Source organism: Duganella fentianensis, from assembly GCF_009857835.1.
Lineage (GTDB): Bacteria > Pseudomonadota > Gammaproteobacteria > Burkholderiales > Burkholderiaceae_D > Rugamonas > Rugamonas fentianensis.
In genome coordinates this window covers 96976-118780 of the sequence record NZ_WWCL01000003.1, presented here as the reverse complement: position 1 = coordinate 118780, position 21805 = coordinate 96976, and the positions used below count along the sequence as shown (strand labels likewise).

Genomic DNA, 21805 nt, shown 5'->3' with positions numbered 1-21805 from the left:
TGGTTTCTTTGTCTGCGCGCCGCCCATGACCATACTCGCTCCCGGTACTGTGATTTTCCACCGCCATCGCGGCTATGGCGTGATCACGGCCGTCAATCTGCTGACGGGCTGGATCGCCGCCCGTTTCGGCAGCGAGTCGCGCACGCTGGACCTGAACCTGTCCACCGACGAAGTGCAGACGGCGGACGGCGTGCCCATCCTGTTCCGCCGCGCTCCGCCCGACCGCATGCCGCAGGCGCGCCTGATGGCCATGGTGCGTGCCCTGCATAGCGCCGGCTACCAGCGGCTGTATCTGTATGTGTGGCCGAAAGCGTCCGGCCTGCACTGGCGCTGGCATTTGTTCACGGGACGGCGCGACTGGATGCAGCGCTCGTGGCGCGAAGGCTGGTATGGTTCGGGCGCCGATTACAACGTCAACCCCGTCATGGGCTGGGGCGACAAGCCGGGCGCCAGTACCGAAGAACTGATCGAAGCGCTGGCCCGTTTCGACCCGCACGGGCTGGCGCAGGCACTGGGCCGCGACGAAGACCATACGGCGTGGTTTGCCGCCATCTGCGACGCCCTGCTGCCCGGCTATATGTACAGTCTGGATATGGCCCGCCCTGCCCATGGTTTGCTGACGGAAATGCCGCCGCTGCCCGTGGTGCCCGTGCGCGCCTCGCTGCCGGCGTATGCAGGGCCGGCTTTGCCATGGCCGCCGGGCTGGCAGGGTTTGTGGAGCAAGGTGCATGCACTGCCTGCTCCGCGGCTCGAGCTGGGGCCGCTGGCCACGCCGCTGCTGCCCACTGCCGGCACGCAGTCCGACCCCGATGAGGAGCCGGACGCCGAGCAGGCGCCGGCTGCCGAATAAGCCGGTGCGTCATGCGCCGGCCCGCAGCAGCACCGTGCACGGGCGCAGCGAGCGCGATGCCGCGGCCGTTTAGCTTAGCTTAGCGGCCGCGCCTGCGCGCTGTAGTCGGGGTTATGGATGGCCGCACACTGGCCGGCGGCAAAATCGACGATGTTCTGGAACGCGTGGCGGAAGTACAGCTCGTAGCTGTCGCGCTCCACATAGCCCAGATGGGGCGTGGCCAGTACGGTGGGGATGCGCAGCAGCGGGCTATCCGTGCCTAGCGGTTCGGCAGTGTAGACATCCAGCGCTGCATAGCCGGGCCGGCCCCGCCCCAGCGCCTGCTCCAGCGCATCGGGCTGTACCAGTTCGGCGCGGCTGGTGTTGACGAACAGGGCTTCCGGCTTCATGCGCGCCAGATCCTCGGCCGTGACGATGCCGCGCGTGTCCGGATGCAAACGCAGGTGCATGCTCAGCACATCGGCCTGTTCGAACAGTGCCGCGCGCGAGGCGGCTGCCTGATAGCCGTCGGCGACGGCCTTGGCGCGGCTGCTTGCGCTACCCCACACCAGCACCTGCATGCCGAACGCCCGGCCATAGCCGGCCACCAGCTGGCCGATCTTGCCATAGCCCCAGATGCCCAGCGTGCGGCCTTTGAGCACCATGCCCAGCCCGTTGAGCTGGGGGTTGACGGAGGCCGTCTGCCACAGCCCGTCCTTCAGGTTGGTGGCATACGACACGATCTTGCGTGCTGCCGCCATGATCAGCGTCCAGGTCAGTTCGGCCGGTGCCGTGGGCGAGCCTACGCCTTCGGCAATGGCGATGCCGAGTTCGGTTGCGGCGGCTACATCCACATGGCCGGCCAGCCTGCCTGTCTGGGAAATGATTTTGAGATTCGGCAACTTGGCCAGCAGCGCGCGGTTGAGCGCCGTGCGTTCGCGGATCAGCACCAGCGCATCGTAGGGCGCCAGCCGGATGGCCAGCTGGCCCAGTCCGCGCGTCGTGTTGTTGAACACTTTTACCTCGTGATCGCGCAACAGAGCGTAGCAGGCGAGGCTAGGAGTTGCGTTCTGGTAATCATCAAGAATTGCGATTTTCATGGTAGATGCACGAATTTAATAGATATTGCGTAGGGAAATAACGGTCTGTGCAGAAAGCTGAATAGCCTACTACATTAGTCAACCAATTCTCCTACATTTTTGTCGGAAATGGGGATAGTCAGGTGTACAATCGCCGGACAAAAATAAAACGGCCCCCCATCATACAGGGCTGCCCACCCGTGCGTACGGGTGCTTTCCGACAAGACCGCCGTACCCGCCGACCCATACCGTATGGGCTTCCGAGCGCAAGCCACAAGCTGACGACGATCCTGCCGCGCAGGGACACAGAATTCTTACATTGTCATTGGAGGTCTTATGAATCAACCCGTCATGGGTGGCGTTGCAGCATTGAACGTCCCGACTTACGTCAAGCAGCAGAAACTGATCAACTGGGTAGCCGAAATCGCCGCCCTGACCAAGCCGGCCCGCATCTACTGGTGCGACGGTACGCAGGAAGAGTACGACCGCCTGTGCGGCGAAATGGTCGCCGCCGGCACCATGAAAAAGCTGAATCAGGAACTGCGTCCTAACTCCTACCTGGCCTGCTCCGACCCTAGCGACGTGGCGCGCGTGGAAGATCGTACCTTCATCTGCTCGAAAACCAAGGAAGAAGCCGGCCCGACCAATAACTGGATGGCGCCTGCCGAAATGCGCGCTACCCTGAACCCGCTGTTCGACGGCTGCATGGCTGGCCGTACCCTGTACGTGGTACCGTTCTCGATGGGCCCGCTGGGTTCGCCGATCGCCCACATCGGCGTGGAACTGTCCGATTCGCCTTACGTGGCCGTCAACATGCGCATCATGACCCGCATGGGCAAAGCCGTGTACGACGTGCTGGGCACCGATGGCGAGTTCGTGCCATGCGTGCACACCGTGGGCGCACCGCTGGCCGCTGGCCAGAAAGATGTGGCATGGCCTTGCAACGCCACCAAATACATCGTGCACTTCCCTGATACCCGTGAAATCTGGTCCTACGGTTCCGGCTACGGCGGCAATGCGCTGCTGGGCAAAAAGTGCTTCGCGCTGCGTATCGCTTCCAACATGGGCCATCAGGAAGCCCAGAACGGCGGCATGGGCTGGCTGGCAGAACACATGCTGATTCTGGGCGTGGAATCGCCAGAAGGCAAAAAACACTATGTGGCAGCGGCCTTCCCTTCGGCCTGCGGCAAAACCAACTTCGCCATGCTGATCCCGCCAGCGACCTTCAAGGGCTGGAAAATCACCACCATCGGCGACGATATCGCCTGGATCAAACCGGGTGCCGATGGCCGCCTGTATGCGATCAATCCGGAAGCCGGCTACTTCGGCGTGGCACCGGGCACCAACACCCGCACCAACTCGAACTGCATGGCTTCGCTGGGTTCGGACACCATCTTCACCAACGTGGCGCTGACCGACGAAGGCGACATCTGGTGGGAAGGCCTGACCAAGGAAGCACCAGCCCACCTGATCGACTGGCAGGGCAAGGACTGGACGCCAGCTTCGGGCACCAAAGCAGCGCACCCGAATGCGCGCTTCACCGTGGCCGCTACCCAGAACCCTGTGATCGACCCGGCATGGGATGATCCGGCTGGCGTGCCGATTTCGGCCTTCATCTTCGGCGGCCGCCGTTCCACCACCGTACCGCTGGTGACCGAAGCCCGTAACTGGATCGAAGGCGTCTACATGGCTGCCACCATGGGTTCGGAAACCACCGCTGCTGCCGCCGGCCAGATGGGCGTGGTACGCCGTGATCCGTTCGCCATGCTGCCGTTCATGGGCTACAACATGAGCGACTACTTCCAGCACTGGCTGAACATGGGCGAGAAACTGGGCAAGATCAACGCAGCGACCCTGCCGAAAATCTTCTGCGTCAACTGGTTCCGCACCGACGAGCAGGGCCACTTCGTCTGGCCTGGCTTCGGCGACAATATGCGCGTGCTGAAGTGGATGCTGGAGCGTATCGAAGGCACGGCTGGCGGTATCGAAAACATCTTCGGCACCACCCCGCGCTTCGGCGATCTGAAGTGGGATGGCATTCCGTTCTCGCCTGAGGAATTCGAAACCATCACCTCGATCGACAAGGATGCATGGCGCGAAGAACTGGTGCTGCACGAAGAGCTGTTCACCAAACTGGCCTACCATCTGCCGCAGGAACTGCGCGATGTGAAAGCCGAACTGGAAAAGCGTCTGGCACGCTAATCCGCAGAACGGGGCCGCTGGCCCCGTTTTTTATTGCGGGGCAGGGAATCTGCAGCTCATACCGCGAAATTTACATTTCGTCACATATTCGCAGCGTGCGCCAGCCGGCTCGCATACAGTAGAGGCTCACCACTTTACCGATAGGTTCCACTATGACGAATGTAACTACCCGCATCGGCGTTGCCAGTGCTCTGCTGTTTTCTCTGATGCTGGGCGTGGCCCACGCCGAAGCGCCGGATCTGGGCGCACGCCGCGACGCGCTCAATCAGCTGATCAAGGAGCAGTGGGAATATTCGATGAAGAATAGCCCGGAGTGGGCCTCGCTGCTGGGTGATAAGCGCTACAACGATAAATGGTCGGACTTCTCGCAGGCCGGCATCGAGGCGGACCTGAAGCAATCGGCCGACTTCCTCAAGCGCTTCGAAGCTATCGACACCACCGGCTTCCCCCTGCAGGAACAGCTGAACCGCGAACTGATGCTGCGTCAGCTGCGCGAGAGTGTGACCGGTGCCCGCTTCAAGGACTGGGAGATGCCGCTGGCGCAGAACTCCGGCATCCACATCGATCTGCCGCAGATCGTTTCCGCGCTGCCGTTCGAAACGGTGAAAGACTACGAAGACTACATCACCCGCCTGCATGCCCTGCCCAAGCTGTTCGAGCAGACCCGCGTGCAGATGGAAAAAGGCGTGCAGGACAAGCTGATGCCGCCGAAATTCCTGATTCCGAAAATCGTCAAGCAGTGCGAAGACGTAGCGGCCATGAAGCCGGCCGATTCGCCGTTCGCCCAGCCTATCAAGAATTTCCCGAAAGAGTTCTCCGAGGCTGACAAAGCCCGTCTGAGCAAGGCGATTCTGGGCGCAATCCAGAAAGACGTAACGCCGTCCTACAAGAAACTGGCGCAGTACACCAAGACCCGCTACCTGCCGCACGGCCGCACGGAAGTGGGCATGTGGTCGCTGCCCGATGGCGCTGCGCGCTATACCTTCAAGGCCAACTCCTCGACCACCACCACCATGACGCCGGAACAGATTCACCAGCTGGGGCTGGCCGAAGTGGCGCGTATCGAAGGGCAGATGCTGGCCACGGCACAAAAGCTGGGCTACAAGGATCTGAAGACCTTCAACAAGGCAGTGGAAGAGAATCCCGAGCTGCATCCGAAATCGCGTCAGGAAATCATCGACCTGTACCAGAAATATACCGACCAGATGTACACCCAGCTGCCGCAGCAGTTCGGCATTCTGCCTAAAGGTAAAGTGGAAATTCGTCCGGTCGAAGAGTTCCGCGAGAAGGGCGCTTCCGGCGCTGCCTACATGGCCGGTTCGCCGGATGGCAAACGTGCTGGCCGCGTGATGGTGAATACGGGTGACTTCGAGAAGCGCTCCACCATCAGTATCGAAACCACGGCGTTGCACGAAGGCGTGCCGGGCCACCACATGCAGCTGACCATTGCGCAGGAAATCGACGGCCTGCCTAACTTCCGCCAGCAGGGCAACTACACGGCCTATGCAGAAGGCTGGGCGCTGTACTCGGAACGTCTGGGCGAAGAGCTGGGCTTCTTCAGCAACCCGTACAGCTACTACGGCCACCTGCAGGATGAAATGCTGCGCGCCATCCGTCTGGTGGTCGATACGGGCCTGCACTACAAGAAGTGGAACCGCCAGCAGGTGGTGGACTTCTTCCATGACCACTCCGGCATCGAGGAAGTGGAAGTGCAGAGCGAGACGGACCGCTACATCGTCTGGCCCGGTCAGGCGCTGGGCTACAAGATCGGCCAGCTGAAGATCCTCGAACTGCGCGACTACGCCCGCAAGGAACTGGGCAAGGACTTCGATATCCGCCAGTTCCACGATCAGGTGCTGGGCGCCGGTGCGCTGCCGATGGATGTGCTGGAAACCCATATCAAAGGCTGGGTCAGCACCGAGAAGGCCAAGCAGAACCGCGTCAGCATGCAATAAGCTGACAGCGGAATAGAAAACGCCCGCACTGCAGTCTGCAGGGCGGGCGTTTTTATTGGATGTACGCGCTTATTTCAGCAGCGGCACCAGATACTTGCCCGTCACGCTGGCCGGATTGGCAGCCACCTGCTCCGGCGAACCGCTGGCGATGATCTGGCCACCGCCGGCACCACCTTCCGGCCCCAGATCGACGATCCAGTCGGCCGTCTTGATCACGTCCAGATTGTGCTCGATGATGACCAGCGTATTGCCCTGATCGCGCAGGCGGTGGATCACCTTCAGCAGCAGGTCGATATCGTGGAAGTGCAGGCCGGTAGTCGGCTCGTCGAGGATGTACAGCGTCCGGCCCGTATCGCGCTTGGACAGTTCCAGCGACAGCTTGACGCGCTGCGCTTCGCCACCGGACAGCGTGGTCGCGCTCTGTCCCAGCTTGATATAACCGAGGCCCACATCGAGCAGGGTGTGCAGCTTGCGCGCGATCAGCGGCACGGGTTTGAAGAACTCGTGTGCGTCTTCCACCGTCATGTCCAGAATCTCGGTGATGTTCTTGCCCTTGTAGTGCACTTCCAGCGTTTCGCGGTTATAGCGCTTGCCGTGGCAGACGTCGCAGGGCACGTACACGTCCGGCAGGAAGTGCATCTCGACCTTGATCACGCCATCGCCCTGACAGGCTTCGCAGCGGCCGCCCTTGACGTTGAACGAGAAACGGCCCGCGCTGTAGCCGCGTTCCTTGGCCGTCGGCACGGTGGCGAACAGTTCGCGGATAGGCGTGAACAGGCCCGTGTAGGTGGCCGGATTGGAGCGCGGCGTACGGCCGATAGGCGCCTGATCGACGGCAATGACTTTATCGAAGTGTTCGAGGCCGCTGATGCTGTCGTGCGGCGCCGGCTCCGTCTGCGAGCCATACAGGTGGCGCGACAGCGCCGGATACAGCGTATCGTTGATCAGCGTCGATTTGCCGGAACCGGAAACGCCCGTCACGCAGGTCATCAGGCCGACCGGCAGCTTCAGATCGACTTTCTTCAGGTTGTTGCCGGTTGCGCCAGTGATGATCAGCTGACGGTCAGGATCGGCCTGATGGCGCTTGGCCGGCACGGCGATCTTCAGCGTGCCGTTCAGGTACTGTGCCGTCAGCGACTGTTTGTTCTTGAGGATTTCTTTCAGTGTGCCTTGCGCGATCACATCGCCGCCATGCACACCGGCGCCCTTGCCCATGTCGACGATGAAGTCGGCGGTGCGGATGGCGTCTTCGTCGTGCTCCACCACCAGCACGCTGTTGCCGATATCGCGCAGATGCTTGAGGGTGTCGATCAGGCGGTCGTTGTCGCGCTGGTGCAGGCCGATGGAAGGTTCATCGAGCACATACATCACGCCCGTCAGGCCGGAGCCGATCTGCGAGGCCAGACGGATACGCTGGGCTTCGCCGCCGGACAGCGTATCGGCGCTGCGGTCCAGCGACAGATAATCGAGGCCGACGTTGTTGAGGAACTGCAGGCGCGAGATGATTTCCTTCACCACGCGATCGGCGATTTCCTTTTTCGCGCCTTTCAGTTTGAGCTGCTGGAAGAAGGACAGCGTATCGCGCAGCGGTTTCTGGGCGATCTCGTAGATGGCTTTCTCCTGCTTGCCGCTGCCGACCTTGACGTAGCGCGCTTCCTGCCGCAGACGGGCACCGTGGCAGGACGGGCACTGTTTCTCGTTGATGAACTTGGCCAGTTCCTCTTTGACGGCCATCGAGTCCGTTTCGCGGTAACGCCGTGCCAGATTGGTCACCACGCCTTCGAAGGCATGTTCCTTGATCACGGTGCGGCCACGCTCGTTCACGTAGGTGAACGGGATCATGGTCTTGCCCGAGCCGTGCAGGATCACTTCCTGCGCCGTCTTCGGTAACTGCTCGAATGGCAGATCGAGATCGAACTCGTAGAACGCGGCCAGATTCGACAGCATCTGGAAGTAGAACTGGTTGCGTCTATCCCAGCCCTTGACGGCGCCCGAGGCCAGCGACAGGTTGGGGAAGGCGACGATACGTTTCGGATCGAAGAACTCGATATGACCGAGGCCATCGCACTCAGGGCAGGCGCCCATCGGGTTATTGAAGGAGAACAGGCGCGGCTCCAGCTCCTGCAGCGAGTAACCACAGGTATTGCAGGCGAATTTGTTGGAGAAGACGTGCTCCGTACCATGATCCATTTCCAGCGCGACGGCGCGGCCATCGGCCAGACGCAGCGCCGTTTCGAAGCTCTCGGCCAGACGCTGCTTGATCTCGCTGTTGACCTTGACGCGGTCGATCACCACATCGATGGTGTGCTTCTCGGTCTTCTTCAGCTTGGGCAGTTCGTCCACTTCGTAGATTTTGGCAGCGTGGGTGCCGCTCTGTACGCGGAAGCGCACAAAGCCCTGCGCCTGCATCTGCTCGAACAGATCGCTGTGCTCACCCTTGCGGTTGGCCACCACGGGTGCGAGGATCATCAGCTTGGTGCCTTCCGGCATAGCCAGCACGGCATCGACCATCTGCGACACGGTTTGCGCAGCCAGCGCCTGATCGGGGTGGTTGACGCAGTAAGGCGTGCCCACGCGCGCATACAGCAGACGCAGATAGTCGTGAATTTCGGTGACCGTGCCGACGGTAGAACGGGGATTGTGCGAAGTGGCTTTCTGCTCGATGGAGATGGCGGGCGACAGGCCCTCGATCAGATCGACATCGGGCTTCTCCATCAGCTGCAGGAACTGGCGCGCATAGGCCGAGAGCGACTCGACATAGCGGCGCTGGCCTTCCGCATACAGCGTATCGAACGCCAGCGAGGATTTGCCGGAACCGGACAGGCCGGTAATCACGATCAGCTGGTTGCGCGGCAAATCGAGATTGATGTTTTTGAGATTATGCGTGCGTGCGCCGCGGATACGGATTTGTTCCATGTTCTGCCTTTCGGGGTCAACCCGATACTATAGCTGGGTTTGATTATCTGCGCCGACCTTGCGCCAGATCGACAAAGGGGATACTTATACTGTATATAATACCAGTATTTCCTTGCGTTGTTTCAATTCCTCCCGCGCCTGGCGAGGCGGATACGGGGCGGTGCGATATATCCGCCGCTGGCCGCAGCGGTGTTCTATAATCGTCGTTTAGCTAAAATTTGCCCAAAAGTCAGGGCGGTCGAACTTCAGGAGTTTTATACATGGCATCTGTCAACAAAGTGATCATCGTCGGCAATCTCGGTCGCGATCCGGAAATTCGCTACATGCCTAGCGGCGATGCGATTGCGAACATCGCAGTGGCAACCTCGTATCGTTCGAAAGACCGCAACACGGGTGAACAGAAAGAGTTGACGGAATGGCACCGTATTTCCTTCTTCGGCCGTCTGGCCGAGATCGTTGGCCAGTACCTGAAAAAAGGTTCCTCGGTGTACGTGGAAGGCCGTCTGCAAACCCGTAAATACACGGACAAGGACGGTGTTGAACGCTACGCGACCGACATCATCGCCGAACAGATGCAGATGCTGGGCGGCCGTCAGGGCATGGGCGGTGGCGACAGCATGGACGACGGTGGCTACGAGGCGCCGCCACAGCGTCAGGCACCGGCACCACGTCCGCAGATGGCGCCACCGGCACCGGCTGCGCCACGTCCGGCCCCGCGCCCAGCGCCGAACTTCTCGGACATGGATGACGACATTCCGTTCTAAAAATAGCGCTGCAGAACAAATTTTAAGAAGAAGCCCCGTAACTCTTTGAGGTTGCGGGGCTTTTTAGTTTTTAACGGATTAATTTGTCAGAAATTATGATGGTTTTTTCTGACGGAATATGTCAGAAAAATATGCTACTATTTCTGACATGTCACTATCAGCCAGCACCGTCAAGAAGCCTCACTCTATTCCTCGCAAGGGAGGTGTTGACGCGTCGATACGTCAACTGATAGAGAAATCAGACCCCGGAAAGGTGTTCACTCCGGCTGATTTTCTGCAGCTAGGCAGCCGGGCGGCGGTAGATCAGGCTTTATCACGTCTTGCCCGAAGCGGAGCACTAAGGCGGCTGCGTCGCGGTTTCTACGATAAACCGCGGGAACATGCGACTTTCGGCAGGCTGCTCCCAGACACTACCAGTATCGCCCAAGCTGTTGCTGAGAAATTGCAGTTGCGCATACAGCCTTCGGGGGCCTACGCAGCTAATTTACTTGGCTTAAGCGAGCAAGTCCCTTTGAAATTGACATTCCTGACCGACGGGCCATCGAGAACAGTCACGGTGGGTAGGCAAACGGTAATGTTGAAGCACACCACACCGAAAAACATGGCCACAGCAGGCCGTATCAGCGGTCTATTGATTCAGGCATTGCGGCACATGAAACAAGCGCAGATGGATGTAAAAGCGATTGCAAAACTCCATCAAACCTTGAGTGATACTGACAAGAACATTTTGCGTCAGGATGCGCATCTGGCGCCCGCGTGGATAGGAAAGATCATGCAAGAGCTGAGCAGTGCAGCGAGGATAGAATGACTCATTTCTGGCTTCTGGATGATGAACAGCGTCGCACAGCCTTTGAGCAAGCTGGTGCCCTAAAAGGATGGCTGGCATCCAGTGTCGAAAAAGACTATTGGGTGTACTACACACTGCGACACCTGTTTAACATGCCTGAACTAGCAGGCCACCTGACGTTCAAAGGCGGCACATCGTTATCGAAGGCGTGGAGGCTGATCGAGCGGTTTTCGGAAGACATAGACCTCACCATTGGGCGCGAGCTGCTGGGCTACGTTGGTGACAAAGCGCCGGAGCAGGCCAAGACATCCAGCCAACAGGGCAAGCTGCTAAAGGCATTACGCAAAGCCGCAGGTGAATATGTCCGCAATACTGTATTCCCCAGCCTCGCGGAACGGATTAAGGGAGAGCTTGGAACGCAGGCGTGGAAGCTGTCGCTTGATGCCGAAGACCCTGATCAACAAACCATCCTGTTCGAATATCCTACTGTTTTTGAAAATAGCGTAAGTCGATATCTTCGGCCCCGAGTGAAAATCGAGTTCGGTGCACGTGCTGACCCCTGGCCCGCTTCGACGCGTGCAATTACTCCGGTTGTCGGAGAGATAATCGACCAGCTTTCGATCCCTTCGGTAGAGGTAAAGGCGCTTGCCGCCGAACGTACCTTTTGGGAAAAGGCCATGCTCTTGCATGAAGAGCGATTTCGTCCTCCGGAAAAAGTGCGGGGGGCGCGTATGGCACGGCACTACTATGATGTCTATTGCCTGATTCAGAAGGGCGTGGCCGCCGCCGCTACTGCCGATCTGACTTTGTTCAGCCAGGTGTCCGCACATCGGCAGGTGTTTTTCGAGCAAAGCTGGGTTGATTACACAACGCTAAAACCTGATTCTCTGGAAATCATGCCGACGACCGATCAGTACAAAGCGTGGGAGCAGGACTATGTCGCAATGCAGGCGGAAATGTTCAGCGAATCTCCGCCAGCCTTTGATGTCATCCTATCCGCCGTTCAGCAATTCCAGTCCAAGTTTCGCGACCAGATTGATCGTCAGGCCCCGCTTTGATCCCTCGAATTTCTCTTGAAAATATAGCGCCCAAATTTCTATGCATACATTCATGTTCAAAACGCTGACGCGTATGGCACTCGCTGTGGCTAGCTGCTGCACGCTGGCCGCTACGGCACAGGCGCAATCGGTGGCTTTCACTTTCGACGATGGCCCCAGACTGGAGCAGACGCCCTTGCTCAGTCCACAGCAACGCAACGATGCGCTGCTGGCGGCGCTGGCCAAGCATCAGGTCAAGGCGGCCCTGTTCGTCACCGCCGGCAATGGTGCCGACCGGCCCGAGGGCTATGCGCTGGCACAGGCCTGGGGCGCGGCAGGCCATGCGGTGGGCAATCACACCATGACCCACCCTGACCTGCACAGCAGCCAACTCAGTCTGGCCCAGTACCAGCAGGAAGTGCTCGATTGCGACCGCATCATCGCCACGCTACCCGGTTACCAGAAGTGGTTCCGCTACACCTATCTGCGCGAAGGCAATACGCCGGAAAAGCGCGACGGCATGCGCGCCTTCCTGCAGGCACAAGCTTATCGCAATGCCTATGTCAGTCTGGATACCAGCGACTGGCGCCTCGACGAAAAACTGATCGAGGTTTTGCACGCCAATCCCAAGGCCGACCTGACGGCGCTTAAGCAGGCCTATCTTGCGCACCTGCGCCAGCGCGCGCTGGCTTATCGGGCATTGGCGCAGCAGTTGCAGGGGCGCGATATTCCGCAAGTGATCCTGCTGCACCATAACCTGATCAATGCGCTCTGGCTGGATGATGCCATCGCCCAGTTCGAGAGCATGGGCTGGAAGATCACTACGCCGGCCGCCGCCTTTGCCGATCCCGTTTATCAGCTGATGCCGGAACGTCCGGTGGCGGGGCAAAGCCTGCTGCTGTCGATGGCGCGCTCGCTAGGCGTGGGCAAGTTCGCGGGCTGGGAGCGGCTGGTGGACGATGGCGATTTCGAAATCGCTGCGCTCAAGGCGCAGGGCCTGTAACGCCAGGGCCTGAACGGCTGCCCCGGCAGCATTAGCTGACGGGGCAGCCGGACTTTGGCAGCGTCAGCAGATAAAAGAAGCATCTGATATACTGCTTTATCTCATCACTTCAGAAAGTCTGTCATTCCCATGCTGAGCAAAGAACACAAAGCCATCATTAGCGCCACCGTGCCGATTCTGGAACAGGGCGGCGAAGCCCTGACGCGGCATTTTTACCAGACCATGTTCCGCGATTACCCGCAGGTGCAGCCGCTGTTCAATCTGTCCAATCAGGCGGAAGGCAAGCAGCAGCGCGCGCTGGCCAGCGCCGTGCTGATGTATGCGAAAAACATCGAGCGGCTGGAGCAACTGGGCCCGCTGGTATCGACCATCATCAATAAACACGTGTCGCTGCAGATCCTGCCCGAGCACTATCCCATCGTGGGCGCTTCGCTGCTGAAGGCGATCCGCGAAGTGCTGGGCGCGGAAGTGGCGACCGATGACGTGCTGGCCGCATGGGGCGCAGCGTATGGCCAGCTGGCCGATATCCTGATCGGCGCGGAAGAGCAGATCTACCAGCAGAACGCGGCCGCAGAAGGCGGCTGGCGCGGTGCACGCCAGTTCAAGGTGGCGCAGAAGACGGTGGAAAGCGAAGAAATCACTTCCTTCGTGCTGGTGCCGGCCGATGGCGGCAAGGTAGTGCGGCATCTGCCGGGCCAGTACATCGGCATCGAAGTGGCGGTGGCAGGCAGCCCGCTGCGCCGCCAGTATTCGCTGTCGGCCGAAGCCAATGGCAGCGATTACCGCATCAGCGTCAAGCGCGAGGCGGGCGGTGTGGTGTCCAACTATCTGCATGACCAGCTGGAAGTAGGCGCCAGCCTGCAGGTATTCCCGCCAGCAGGCGACTTTGTGCTGACGCAGAGCGACAAGCCGCTGGTGCTGATTAGCGGTGGCGTAGGCATCACGCCCACGCTGGCCATGCTGACCACGGCGCTACGCAGCAAACGGCCCGTGCATTTCATCCACGCGGCGCGCCACGCAGGTGTGCATGCCTTCCGTGCACAGGTCGATGCGCTGGCGGCACAGCATCCGCAGCTACAGCGCTTCTATTGCTACGAAACGGCAGCGGCGGACGGTGCCCATGCTACCGGCTACCTGACGGCACAGCAGCTGTCGCAGTGGCTGCCGGAGACGCGCGATGTGGATGCCTACTTCCTTGGTCCCAAGCCTTTCATGAAGGCCATCAAGCAGCAGCTGGCCGAACTGGGCGTGCCTGATGCGCAGGCCCGTTACGAGTTCTTCGGTCCGGCCGAGGAACTGGCCTGAGGCATGGCTAAGTAGTGGTCAAGCTGCGGCGCTGCCAGCAAACGGCGTCGCAGTTCCAGCGCCGGGCGTTCGACCAGCCAGTAGAGCAAGACGGCGCCGAGCAGCGCAGCGGCGACATAGCCTGCGGCTGCAACGACGGTGCTCTGCTCGGCCAGCTGTGGCAGCAAGGTATCAAGCCAGTGATAGATCTGCCGGTGTGTCAGGTACAGACTGTAGGCCAGCAGGGCCAGTGTCTGCGCGCCGGGCAGGCGCTGGCGGGCCAGATAGCTGGCGGGACTGGTAACGCTGAGCAGTAGCGCGCCGCAGCCCAGCGCTAGCAGCGGAAATAGCAGGGTGGCACCGGCCAGACTCATTAGCGGTATCTGTGAGCACAGATAGAAGATGGCAGCAGCACATAACAGCAGTGCCTTGTTATGCGCTTGCAGGCCTTGCCACCAGTGTGGCCGGAAGGCCCTGAGCATGGCCAGCACGACACCGAGCAGCAGGCCATCCAGTCGTGCGTAGGTCGGATTGTAGATCAGGGGGACGAAGTGCTGCATGGCCTGCCCCACATCGCCGGCATCCATAGAGGCCGCTACCTGCGTCTGCCACAGGTAGCCGCGCAGTAGCAGCGCGCCACCGAACAGGCCCGCCAGCAGCAGGCTGATTTTGCGGGCGCTGGGGCGCCGTGCCAGCAGCCATACCAGCGCCGGGAACAGCAGATAGAAGTGCTCTTCCACACACAGCGACCATGCATGGGAATAGGCCAGCCCCTGTTCCCAGCGGGGGCAGAGGTTGACGGTAAAGCTGAGGAATTTCCACAGCGGCTGTAGCGTGCCTCCTTCGCGCTGATCTCCCAGAACGACATAGAGCACCAGCACAGCATAGTAGGCAGGCAGGATGCGCAGTGCCCGGCCCAGAAAGAAGCGGCGCCAGCGCGGCGTGCCGCTTTCCGCGTAGCAGCCTAGCAGCTGCCAGCCTATCAGGTAGCCGCTCAGGACGAAAAACAGATCAACCCCCATCCAGCCCAGTTCCACCATGGGTGGCAGGGCCACACCGTGGCTGCTCAGGTGATACAGCATCACGCTGACGATGGCCAGCGCACGCAGCAGATCGATGCCGGCTGCGCGGCCGCTGCCGCCGTCCGGCAGCACCCTGCTATTTGAGGTTGACGGCGACCAGTGCATCCGGGCTCTGGATGTACAGCAGGCCGCTGGCGCTGATGGCCAGATAGCCGGGTGCCGGATAACTCCACACCACTTTACGGGTTTTCAGATCCAGCGCGTAGGTGTTGACGTTGGTGCTGATGAACAGCAGGTTCTTGGTCACCACGGGCGATGCGTGGAAGCTGACTTCACCACCCAGCGGTGGCACCCACGACCACAGCAGCTTGCCATCGGCTTCCGATCGCGCTTCCAGGCGGTAGGGGTTGAAGTTCGGTGCATACAGCACGCCGTCGGCATAGGCCGGGGTGACGCGGTAGACGCCGGGCACGCGCCAGTCGAGGAAGCCTTTGGCCGTATCGAAGCGTATCAGCTGGTTGCCGATGCTGCCGTCATTCAGATAGCCGTTGGCATAGGCTGCCGCGTACACGCCGCCGTTGGCGCCCACCACGGCCGCGCCGCCAAGCTGATACACGTAGTTGGTGAAGCTGCTGTCGCGAATAGTGGATAGCACTGTGCCGGTTTTGGGCTGCACGATAGTCAGCGCATCGCCCGTGTAGGCAAAGATGCTGCGACCATCGGTTGCGGGCGACCACATCGACGTCTGCGACAGGCCCTGGAAGAACAGCCGCTCGCCAGTGCTGGCAAAGGCGTACATGCCGCCATAACTGCCGGAGTTGGTGTAGATGGCGCCGTCCTGCACGATAGGCGACAGATAGCGTTCCCACTGCGAACTCATGGCGGACTTCATGCGGGCACTGCCATCGACGGCATCGAGCGCGATCATGTAGGTAGTGTTCTGCTGGCCGGCGGCGAAATACACCACACCGTTGTCGACCGCGGGCGGGTTGGCGCCGGGGTTGCTCAGGCCGCTAGTGTCATAGGACCACAGCGCCTTGCCATCGTTCTCCTGATAGGCCGTGAGCTTCTTGTCGCCGCTCGCATAGAAACGGCCATTTGCGGTCACCAGCGGCGAGATGCTGGCATTGTAGCCGCTAGTGCTATTGTTGACGGCGCCGCGCTTCCAGCGCAGCTGCATCTGGTCGGCCTTGATCTCGACGGGCACATAGCCGGTGTGGGCGTTATTGCCCTGGAAGGTGGCCCAGTCCGGCACGCCGTTCCATGGCGCGAGTGGCGTCAACTGGTCGCCCGGCCACGCGCTGTTGGGGCTGTGGACGGTGATATCGTAGGGCACGCTGATCGATGGCACAGCCTGCGCCGTGTTACAGGCGGCGTCGCTGCATAGCTTGATGGTCAGCTTGCCGCTATAGTGGCCGCTCTCTTTGCTGGCCTGGGTATCGAGCGCAAAGGTGTAACTGCCGTTGCTGTTGCTGCTCACCGTGACGGGGGCCTGCATCAGGCTGTCGCCATCGCTGGCGCTGGCATACAGCGTGCCGCTAGGGGAGAAATTGGCCGCTTGCGCCGTCACCTCGATGCGCAAACTGGTATTCATGGCTTGTACGCGGTTGATATTGCCGGAAGTGACGGCGACGCTAGGCGATGGCGGAATAGGCGGAACCGGAGGAAGCGGCGGCGTCTGCGGGCTGCTACCACCACCGCAGGCACTGAGCACTATGCTAGTCAACACCAGCCCCGTCCGATATATCCCCTTCATGCTCCGCTCCGAACTTGTCTAAAAGTTACATTGTACGGAGGCCGGGATGATGATAGCAAGTTGAAAATATTTTTCTAATTGCAATTTGAAACTGACTACCCGTCCGCTCGGCTGCCTAATGGCGTTCGAAGCGCCGGTCAGGGATAAACCACAGCATGGCCACGCCCACGTAAATGGCAAAACCGGCCCATGGCTGGACAAACGACAGGGCCACACCAACTGCGTACAGCAGGGTAGAGAGCTTGCCTTTGCGGTCTTTGCCCAGCGCCTGCTTGAGTTCGGCGTTGTGGCTGGCGAGGCAGCTGGCGAGGATGAAATAGGCCACGCTGCACATAAACAGTACCAGCCCGTAGCAGGCCAGTGGTAGTGCGGCGAAATGGTTCTCGCCCACCCAGCCGGTGACAAACGGTAGTAGTGACAGCCAGAACAGCAGATGCAGATTGCCCCACAGCGCACCGCCGGTAACGTGGCTGACCGTGTGGATCAGATGGTGGTGATTGTTCCAGTAGATGCCCACGTAGATGAAGCTCAGCACGTAGCTGAAGAATACGGGCCAGAGCGGCTCCAGCGCGGCCAGATTCGTGCCATGCGGTACCTTCAGTTCCAGCACCATGATGGTAATGATGATGGCAATCACGCCATCGCTGAATGCTTCCAGTCTGCTTTTACCCATAGCGAGTTTGCCTTTAGTTGGTGTTGGAGTGGTTGAGGTGCTGGCCGGCCGCGCTGCTATTGAATACGGCACTATGCCTTGGCGCGGATGAGCGTCTGTATGCGTTCGTGGCTGCGCGCGTCGGCTGGGGTATAGACCAGCAGCGAGAGGTCGGAGCGGCCATCGACGGCGAAGGTCGAGTATTCGAGCGCCAGCGTGCCGGCCAGTGCGTGGTTGAGCTGTTTCTGCCCCTGGCCGAATTCCAGCACGTCGTTGGAGTTCCAGATGGCGGCAAACTCGCTGCTCTCGCGACACAGTTCTTCCACCAGTGCGCGGGTGGTTTCGGTGGCACCGGCGCGGGCTATGTCGGCGCGGAAGACCGGCACCACATAGCGCGCCACGGCGCCCCAGTCCGGCTGCGCTGCACGCACGGCAGGATTCAGGAAGAACAGCCGCAGCATATTGCGCTGCGCCGGTTCCAGCGTGGCATAGTCGACAAACACGGCGCTGGCAGCATGGTTCCACGCCAGCACATCCCACCTTGCGTTGCGGATCAGGGCCGGGCTGGATGCCAGTGCATCGAGCACTTTCTGCAGGCGCGGAGTAATGCCATCCTGCGGCTGGTAGCGGATTTCCGGCGTATGGCCGAAAGCCAGCAGGAACAGATGTTCGCGTTCCACTTCGGTCAGCAGCAGGGCTGCCGCCAGCCGTTCCAGCACGGCGCGCGACGGCGCTCCGCCCCGGCCCTGTTCCAGCCAGGTGTACCAGGTCGCGCTGATGTGGGCGCGCTGGGCCACTTCTTCACGCCGCAATCCGGCCGTACGGCGCCGGCTGCAGCCATAGCCGAGCGCAACGGCGTCCAGCCGCTGGCGCCGGTCTTTGAGATAGGTTCCTAGCGTGAGCTGTTCGGTAGACATGCTGAGCCTGTTAATGATTATACCTGTATAAGATTCCTTATTTACCAGCATAAGGATGCCAGCGATAGTACACCCTTCAAGCTCTTGAAGGGAAACATCATGCAGGTACTGGTAACAGGTGCGAGCGGCTGGGTAGGTTCGGCCGTGGTGCGCGAACTGCTGCACGGCGGACATCAGGTGACGGGGCTGGTACGCAGCAGCAGCGGCGCCGCTGCGCTGGCCGCCATCGGTGCTGGCAGCGTGATCGGCACGCTCGACGATCTGGCCCTGTTGCAGCAGCAGGCGGCGCAGGCCGATGCCGTCATCCACACGGCGTTCAACCACGATTTCACCCGCTTTGCGGAAAGCTGTGCGCAGGACCAGCGCGCCATAGCCGCGCTGGGCGCCGGGCTGGCCGGCAGCGACAAAATGCTGCTGGTGACGTCGGGCGTGGCCATGCTGGCGCAGGGCCGGCCCGCCACCGAGGCTGATATCCCGGCTGATCTGCCCAGCTACCCGCGCCGCTCCGAAGCGGCAGCCCGCCAGCTGGCCCAGCAAGGCCTGCGCGCGGCCACGGTGCGGCTGGCGCCCAGCGTGCACGGGATCGGCGATCAGGGTTTTATGCGGATACTGATTAATCTGGCGCGCCAGACCGGTGTCTCGGCCTATCTGGGCGAGGGGCAGAACTGCTGGCCCGCCGTGCACCGCGAGGATGCGGCGCTGCTGTACCGGCTGGCGCTGGAAAGCGGCGTGCAGCAGCCGGTCTACCATGCCATCGATGAAGTGGGCATACCGTTCCGCCAGATCGCCGCTGCCATCGGGCAGGGTCTGGGTCTGCCCGTGGCCGAACGCGGTCCCGAGCATTTCGGCTGGTTTGCCGGCTTTGCCGGCATGCATATGCCGACCAGCAGTGCCCAGACCAGCGCGCTGCTGGGCTGGACGGCGGCCGCACCGGGCTTGCTCGATGATCTGGCCATGCCGGCCTATTTTCGGCCCTGAGCCCGGGCTATGCCAGCCGGCTGCGCAGTGGCCGTGCCGGACTACTCGGCGTATTTGGCGGCGATAGACTGGGCGATCTTGCCGGCAACCAGACCGTAGGCATCCAGCAGGTAGGGGTATTCGGCGGTCTTGCCGAAGTGATCTGGCAGGCCCAGCGTCAACTGCGGCGGGGCGTTGCGCAGGCCGCTCTTGTACTCGGCCACGGCGCTGCCCAGACCACCGATGACGCTGTGTTCTTCCACCGTCACGATCAGCTTGGACGAGGCCACGGCTTTATCGATCACGCTGGTATCGAGCGGCTTAATGGTGTGCATATTCACCACCGTGGCGGAAATGCCCTGGGCTTCCAGCAGCTTGGCCGCTTCCAGTGACTGGTACACCATGGTGCCGTTGGCGATGATGGTGATGTCGCTACCTTCGCGCAGGGTGATGGCCTTGCCGATGACGAACTCGTATTCTTCCGTGTAGACCATGGGGTTGTTGGGGCCACCCGTCAGACGGATGTACATGGGGCCGTCGAAATCGGCGGCGGCGTACACGCATTTGACGATCTCGGCGCAGTCGGCCGGCGACACCACGGTGATGTTGGGAATCGCCCGCATGATGGCCGCATCTTCGATGCCGTAGTGCGAGTTGCCCAGATAGGCCATGGAGACGCCGCTGCCGATCGCCACGGCTTTGACGTTAAAGCCCATATAGCCCATGTTCATGCGGATCTGCTCGCTGGCGCGCATGGCGATGAAGGGCGCGAACGAGGTGGCGAACACGGTGTAGTTCTCCTTGGCCAGACCGGCCGCCACACCTATCATGTTCTGCTCGGCGATGCCGACATTGACGAACTGGTCGGGATAGCTCTGCTTGAAGCGGCCCAGACCGGACGAGTTGCCCAGATCGGCCGACAGCACCATCAGGTCGGGACGGTTTTCCGCCAGCGCCAGGATGGCCTGACCGAACACGCCGCGCGAACCCAGACGCGACCAGTTGCGCGCATTGCTTGAGGTGATTTCCAACATTTAATTTCCTTCCAGTTCAAGCAGGGCCTGTTCATAGAACGGCTTGGTCAGGCGGTTGTGGTGCCAGTCGTTATTGTTTTCCATGAATTTTACGCCCTTGCCCTTGATGGTATGGGCCACCAGCACTTTCGGCTTGTCAGCCACCGTGCATTCGGTGAAAGCGTGATGGATGGCAGGAATATCGTGGCCGTCCAGCGAGCAGACATTCCAGCCGAAGCTGCGCCATTTTTCTTCGAAATGGATGTAGTCGATGATGTCGGCACCGGCACCATCGCTTTGCAGGCGGTTGTAATCGACGATGGCGGTCAGGTTGTCGAGCTTGAACTGGGCGGCCGACATGGCCGCTTCCCATACCGAGCCTTCGTTGCATTCGCCGTCGCCCAGCAGCACGTAGATGTGGTGTTTCTGGCCCCGTTTCTTGGCGGCCAGCGCCATGCCCACGGCCAGCGACAGACCCTGGCCCAGACTGCCGTTGGACGATTCGATGCCGAGCGCCAGATTCATCACGGGGTGGGCAATCAGATCGCTCTCGTTGGTCTGGAAGGTGTTGAACACTTCTTCCGAAATCACGCCGTTGACTACCAGTGCGCTGAAGTAGCCCAGCACGCCGTGGCCTTTGCTGAGCACGAAGCGGTCGCGCCCTTCCCAGCTCGGGTTGCTCCTATCGTAGTTCATCACGTCGCCATACAGGGTGGCGGTCAGGTCGACCATCGACAGCCCGCCGCCCAGGTGGGCGCTCATATTGCAGGTGTGACTGATGTCGAGAATTTTGCGGCGCATCTGTTTGGCGATAGCGCGCAGATGTTGTTCGTTCATGGCCCTGCTCCTCAATTAAATATGTCCGCCGTCCACCCGCAGCACCTGCCCCGAAACATAGGAGGCCATAGGCGAAGCGAGGAACAGGACGGCGTTGGCAACTTCGCGTGGCTCGGCCGCTCGTTTCAGTGCACAGGAAGCGATCAGCTTGTTGCGTGCCTGTTCTTCCATCTGGTCGAACATGGCCGTACGGGTGATGCTGGGCGCCACCGCATTGACGCGGATATTGTGCTCGCCCAGTTCGGTCGCCAGAGTTTTGGTGGCGAACATCAGCGCGGCCTTGCTGGAACCGTAGCTGGTCATGCCGGCGTCGCCGATCAGCCCGGCCGTGGACGCGATATTCACGATGGCGCCGCTCTTGGCGCGCATCATGTAACGGGCGATGCTCTGGGTGAACAGCAACTGGTTAAAGAAGTTGATCTCGAAAACGTTCTTCATGTCGCTGATCGAGGTCATCTGGAAAAATGCACCGCTGGCTACGCCCGCGTTGTTGACCAGAATATCGACTTTGCGCTTGCTGCCGATGATGCTGCGCGCCCCCGCCTTGACGGCTTCCGCATCGGCCAGATCGAAGTAGACAGGGGTGATGCTGCGGCCCGTACGGGCGCTCAGTTCGGCCATGAAGGCGGTAAATTCGGCGGTTTCCTGCCGTACGCAGGCAAAGATGTCGGCGCCGTTTTCGGCCAGCAGTGTCAGCACTTCCTTGCCGATGCCGCGGTTGCAGCCGGTGATGATAGCGGTCTGGTCTTGTAATAGCATGGTGCTGGTTTCCTGCGCCATCGCGGTTAAGCGCGG

The 21805-nt window shown here is 60.8% G+C and carries 18 protein-coding genes; 9 read left to right on the top strand and 9 right to left on the bottom strand.

The window, feature by feature from the left end:
• Positions 1-25 precede the first annotated feature (25 nt).
• The gene (locus GTP23_RS13610) at positions 26-850 is read left to right on the top strand and encodes an L-asparaginase (protein ID WP_229256104.1); all 825 of its coding nucleotides are present in this window, start codon (positions 26-28) and stop codon (positions 848-850) included.
• Between the two features lie 74 nt (positions 851-924).
• On the opposite strand, the gene GTP23_RS13605 is transcribed toward GTP23_RS13610, so the two are convergent.
• Positions 925-1929 carry a D-2-hydroxyacid dehydrogenase family protein gene (locus tag GTP23_RS13605; protein ID WP_161035688.1) on the bottom strand — a complete coding sequence of 335 codons (1005 nt, stop codon included), beginning with the start codon at positions 1927-1929 and terminating at the stop codon, positions 925-927.
• 315 nt (positions 1930-2244) lie between these two features.
• On the opposite strand from GTP23_RS13605, the gene GTP23_RS13600 reads away from it, so the two are divergent.
• Positions 2245-4110 carry a phosphoenolpyruvate carboxykinase (GTP) gene (locus GTP23_RS13600; protein ID WP_161035687.1) on the top strand — a complete coding sequence of 622 codons (1866 nt, stop codon included), beginning with the start codon at positions 2245-2247 and terminating at the stop codon, positions 4108-4110.
• 152 nt (positions 4111-4262) lie between these two features.
• Positions 4263-6065 carry a DUF885 domain-containing protein gene (locus tag GTP23_RS13595; RefSeq protein ID WP_161035686.1) on the top strand — a complete coding sequence of 601 codons (1803 nt, stop codon included), beginning with the start codon at positions 4263-4265 and terminating at the stop codon, positions 6063-6065.
• Positions 6066-6134: 69 nt separating this feature from the next.
• On the opposite strand, the gene uvrA is transcribed toward GTP23_RS13595, so the two are convergent.
• The gene (gene uvrA, locus GTP23_RS13590) at positions 6135-8981 is read right to left on the bottom strand and encodes an excinuclease ABC subunit UvrA (RefSeq protein WP_161035685.1); all 2847 of its coding nucleotides are present in this window, start codon (positions 8979-8981) and stop codon (positions 6135-6137) included.
• A gap of 260 nt (positions 8982-9241) precedes the next feature.
• On the opposite strand from uvrA, the gene ssb reads away from it, so the two are divergent.
• From ssb to hmpA, 5 genes are all read left to right on the top strand, one after another.
• The gene (ssb, locus tag GTP23_RS13585; RefSeq protein WP_155435788.1) at positions 9242-9745 is read left to right on the top strand and encodes a single-stranded DNA-binding protein; all 504 of its coding nucleotides are present in this window, start codon (positions 9242-9244) and stop codon (positions 9743-9745) included.
• A gap of 118 nt (positions 9746-9863) precedes the next feature.
• Positions 9864-10553: a DUF6088 family protein gene (locus tag GTP23_RS13580; RefSeq protein WP_202412202.1), complete on the top strand. Its 690-nt coding sequence runs from the start codon at positions 9864-9866 to the stop codon at positions 10551-10553.
• Positions 10550-11590, top strand: coding sequence for a nucleotidyl transferase AbiEii/AbiGii toxin family protein (locus GTP23_RS13575; protein ID WP_161035684.1), 1041 nt, complete (start codon positions 10550-10552; stop codon positions 11588-11590). Before GTP23_RS13580 ends, GTP23_RS13575 begins: the two co-directional genes overlap by 4 nt.
• Positions 11591-11642: 52 nt before the next feature.
• Positions 11643-12572, top strand: a complete 930-nt coding sequence (locus GTP23_RS13570; protein WP_229256103.1) for a polysaccharide deacetylase family protein — start codon at positions 11643-11645, stop codon at positions 12570-12572.
• A 129-nt stretch (positions 12573-12701) separates the two neighbouring features.
• The gene (hmpA, locus tag GTP23_RS13565; protein ID WP_161035683.1) at positions 12702-13877 is read left to right on the top strand and encodes an NO-inducible flavohemoprotein; all 1176 of its coding nucleotides are present in this window, start codon (positions 12702-12704) and stop codon (positions 13875-13877) included.
• On the opposite strand, the gene GTP23_RS13560 is transcribed toward hmpA, so the two are convergent.
• The 4 genes from GTP23_RS13560 to GTP23_RS13545 all read right to left on the bottom strand — a co-directional run bounded on the left by GTP23_RS13560 (position 13841) and on the right by GTP23_RS13545 (position 18203).
• On the bottom strand, positions 13841-15010 hold the full coding sequence (locus tag GTP23_RS13560) for an acyltransferase family protein (RefSeq protein ID WP_161035682.1): 1170 nt from the start codon (positions 15008-15010) through the stop codon (positions 13841-13843). The two genes, hmpA and GTP23_RS13560, sit on opposite strands and share 37 nt — an antisense overlap.
• 4 nt (positions 15011-15014) lie before the next feature.
• Entirely contained in the window at positions 15015-16634 is a 1620-nt protein-coding gene (locus GTP23_RS13555; protein WP_161035681.1) for an outer membrane protein assembly factor BamB family protein, read from the bottom strand.
• A gap of 115 nt (positions 16635-16749) precedes the next feature.
• Positions 16750-17307, bottom strand: coding sequence for a TMEM175 family protein (locus tag GTP23_RS13550; protein ID WP_161035680.1), 558 nt, complete (start codon positions 17305-17307; stop codon positions 16750-16752).
• A gap of 71 nt (positions 17308-17378) precedes the next feature.
• Positions 17379-18203 (bottom strand): helix-turn-helix transcriptional regulator, encoded by an 825-nt coding sequence (locus tag GTP23_RS13545; RefSeq protein WP_161035679.1) that lies wholly within the window; start codon positions 18201-18203, stop codon positions 17379-17381.
• Between the two features lie 99 nt (positions 18204-18302).
• Here GTP23_RS13545 and GTP23_RS13540 point away from each other — a divergent pair, with 99 nt between their 5' ends.
• Entirely contained in the window at positions 18303-19181 is an 879-nt protein-coding gene (locus GTP23_RS13540) for an NAD-dependent epimerase/dehydratase family protein (RefSeq protein WP_161035678.1), read from the top strand.
• A 41-nt stretch (positions 19182-19222) separates the two neighbouring features.
• Here the strand turns inward: GTP23_RS13540 and GTP23_RS13535 are convergent, their stop codons facing one another.
• Genes GTP23_RS13535 through GTP23_RS13525 form a run of 3 tightly spaced genes read right to left on the bottom strand, consistent with a single transcriptional unit; the run spans position 19223 to position 21769 of the window.
• Complete coding sequence (locus GTP23_RS13535; RefSeq protein WP_161035677.1) at positions 19223-20194, bottom strand: transketolase family protein; 972 nt, start codon at positions 20192-20194, stop codon at positions 19223-19225.
• On the bottom strand, positions 20195-21010 hold the full coding sequence (locus GTP23_RS13530) for a transketolase (RefSeq protein ID WP_161035676.1): 816 nt from the start codon (positions 21008-21010) through the stop codon (positions 20195-20197).
• A gap of 15 nt (positions 21011-21025) precedes the next feature.
• A complete protein-coding gene (locus tag GTP23_RS13525) occupies positions 21026-21769 on the bottom strand; it encodes an SDR family NAD(P)-dependent oxidoreductase (RefSeq protein ID WP_161035675.1) in 744 nt (247 codons plus the stop codon).
• Positions 21770-21805 lie beyond the last annotated feature (36 nt).

Excerpts from the sequence above, each read along its gene's own strand:
- GTP23_RS13610 (WP_229256104.1), top strand. The coding sequence starts at position 26 with ATGACCATACTCGCTCCCGGTACTGTGATTTTCCACCGCCATCGCGGC.
- GTP23_RS13605 (WP_161035688.1), bottom strand. The coding sequence starts at position 1,929 with ATGAAAATCGCAATTCTTGATGATTACCAGAACGCAACTCCTAGCCTC.
- GTP23_RS13600 (WP_161035687.1), top strand. The coding sequence starts at position 2,245 with ATGAATCAACCCGTCATGGGTGGCGTTGCAGCATTGAACGTCCCGACT.
- GTP23_RS13595 (WP_161035686.1), top strand. The coding sequence starts at position 4,263 with ATGACGAATGTAACTACCCGCATCGGCGTTGCCAGTGCTCTGCTGTTT.
- uvrA (WP_161035685.1), bottom strand. The coding sequence starts at position 8,981 with ATGGAACAAATCCGTATCCGCGGCGCACGCACGCATAATCTCAAAAAC.
- ssb (WP_155435788.1), top strand. The coding sequence starts at position 9,242 with ATGGCATCTGTCAACAAAGTGATCATCGTCGGCAATCTCGGTCGCGAT.
- GTP23_RS13580 (WP_202412202.1), top strand. The coding sequence starts at position 9,864 with ATGTCAGAAAAATATGCTACTATTTCTGACATGTCACTATCAGCCAGC.
- GTP23_RS13575 (WP_161035684.1), top strand. The coding sequence starts at position 10,550 with ATGACTCATTTCTGGCTTCTGGATGATGAACAGCGTCGCACAGCCTTT.
- GTP23_RS13570 (WP_229256103.1), top strand. The coding sequence starts at position 11,643 with ATGTTCAAAACGCTGACGCGTATGGCACTCGCTGTGGCTAGCTGCTGC.
- hmpA (WP_161035683.1), top strand. The coding sequence starts at position 12,702 with ATGCTGAGCAAAGAACACAAAGCCATCATTAGCGCCACCGTGCCGATT.
- GTP23_RS13555 (WP_161035681.1), bottom strand. The coding sequence starts at position 16,634 with ATGAAGGGGATATATCGGACGGGGCTGGTGTTGACTAGCATAGTGCTC.
- GTP23_RS13550 (WP_161035680.1), bottom strand. The coding sequence starts at position 17,307 with ATGGGTAAAAGCAGACTGGAAGCATTCAGCGATGGCGTGATTGCCATC.
- GTP23_RS13545 (WP_161035679.1), bottom strand. The coding sequence starts at position 18,203 with ATGTCTACCGAACAGCTCACGCTAGGAACCTATCTCAAAGACCGGCGC.
- GTP23_RS13540 (WP_161035678.1), top strand. The coding sequence starts at position 18,303 with ATGCAGGTACTGGTAACAGGTGCGAGCGGCTGGGTAGGTTCGGCCGTG.
- GTP23_RS13535 (WP_161035677.1), bottom strand. The coding sequence starts at position 20,194 with ATGTTGGAAATCACCTCAAGCAATGCGCGCAACTGGTCGCGTCTGGGT.
- GTP23_RS13530 (WP_161035676.1), bottom strand. The coding sequence starts at position 21,010 with ATGAACGAACAACATCTGCGCGCTATCGCCAAACAGATGCGCCGCAAA.
- GTP23_RS13525 (WP_161035675.1), bottom strand. The coding sequence starts at position 21,769 with ATGCTATTACAAGACCAGACCGCTATCATCACCGGCTGCAACCGCGGC.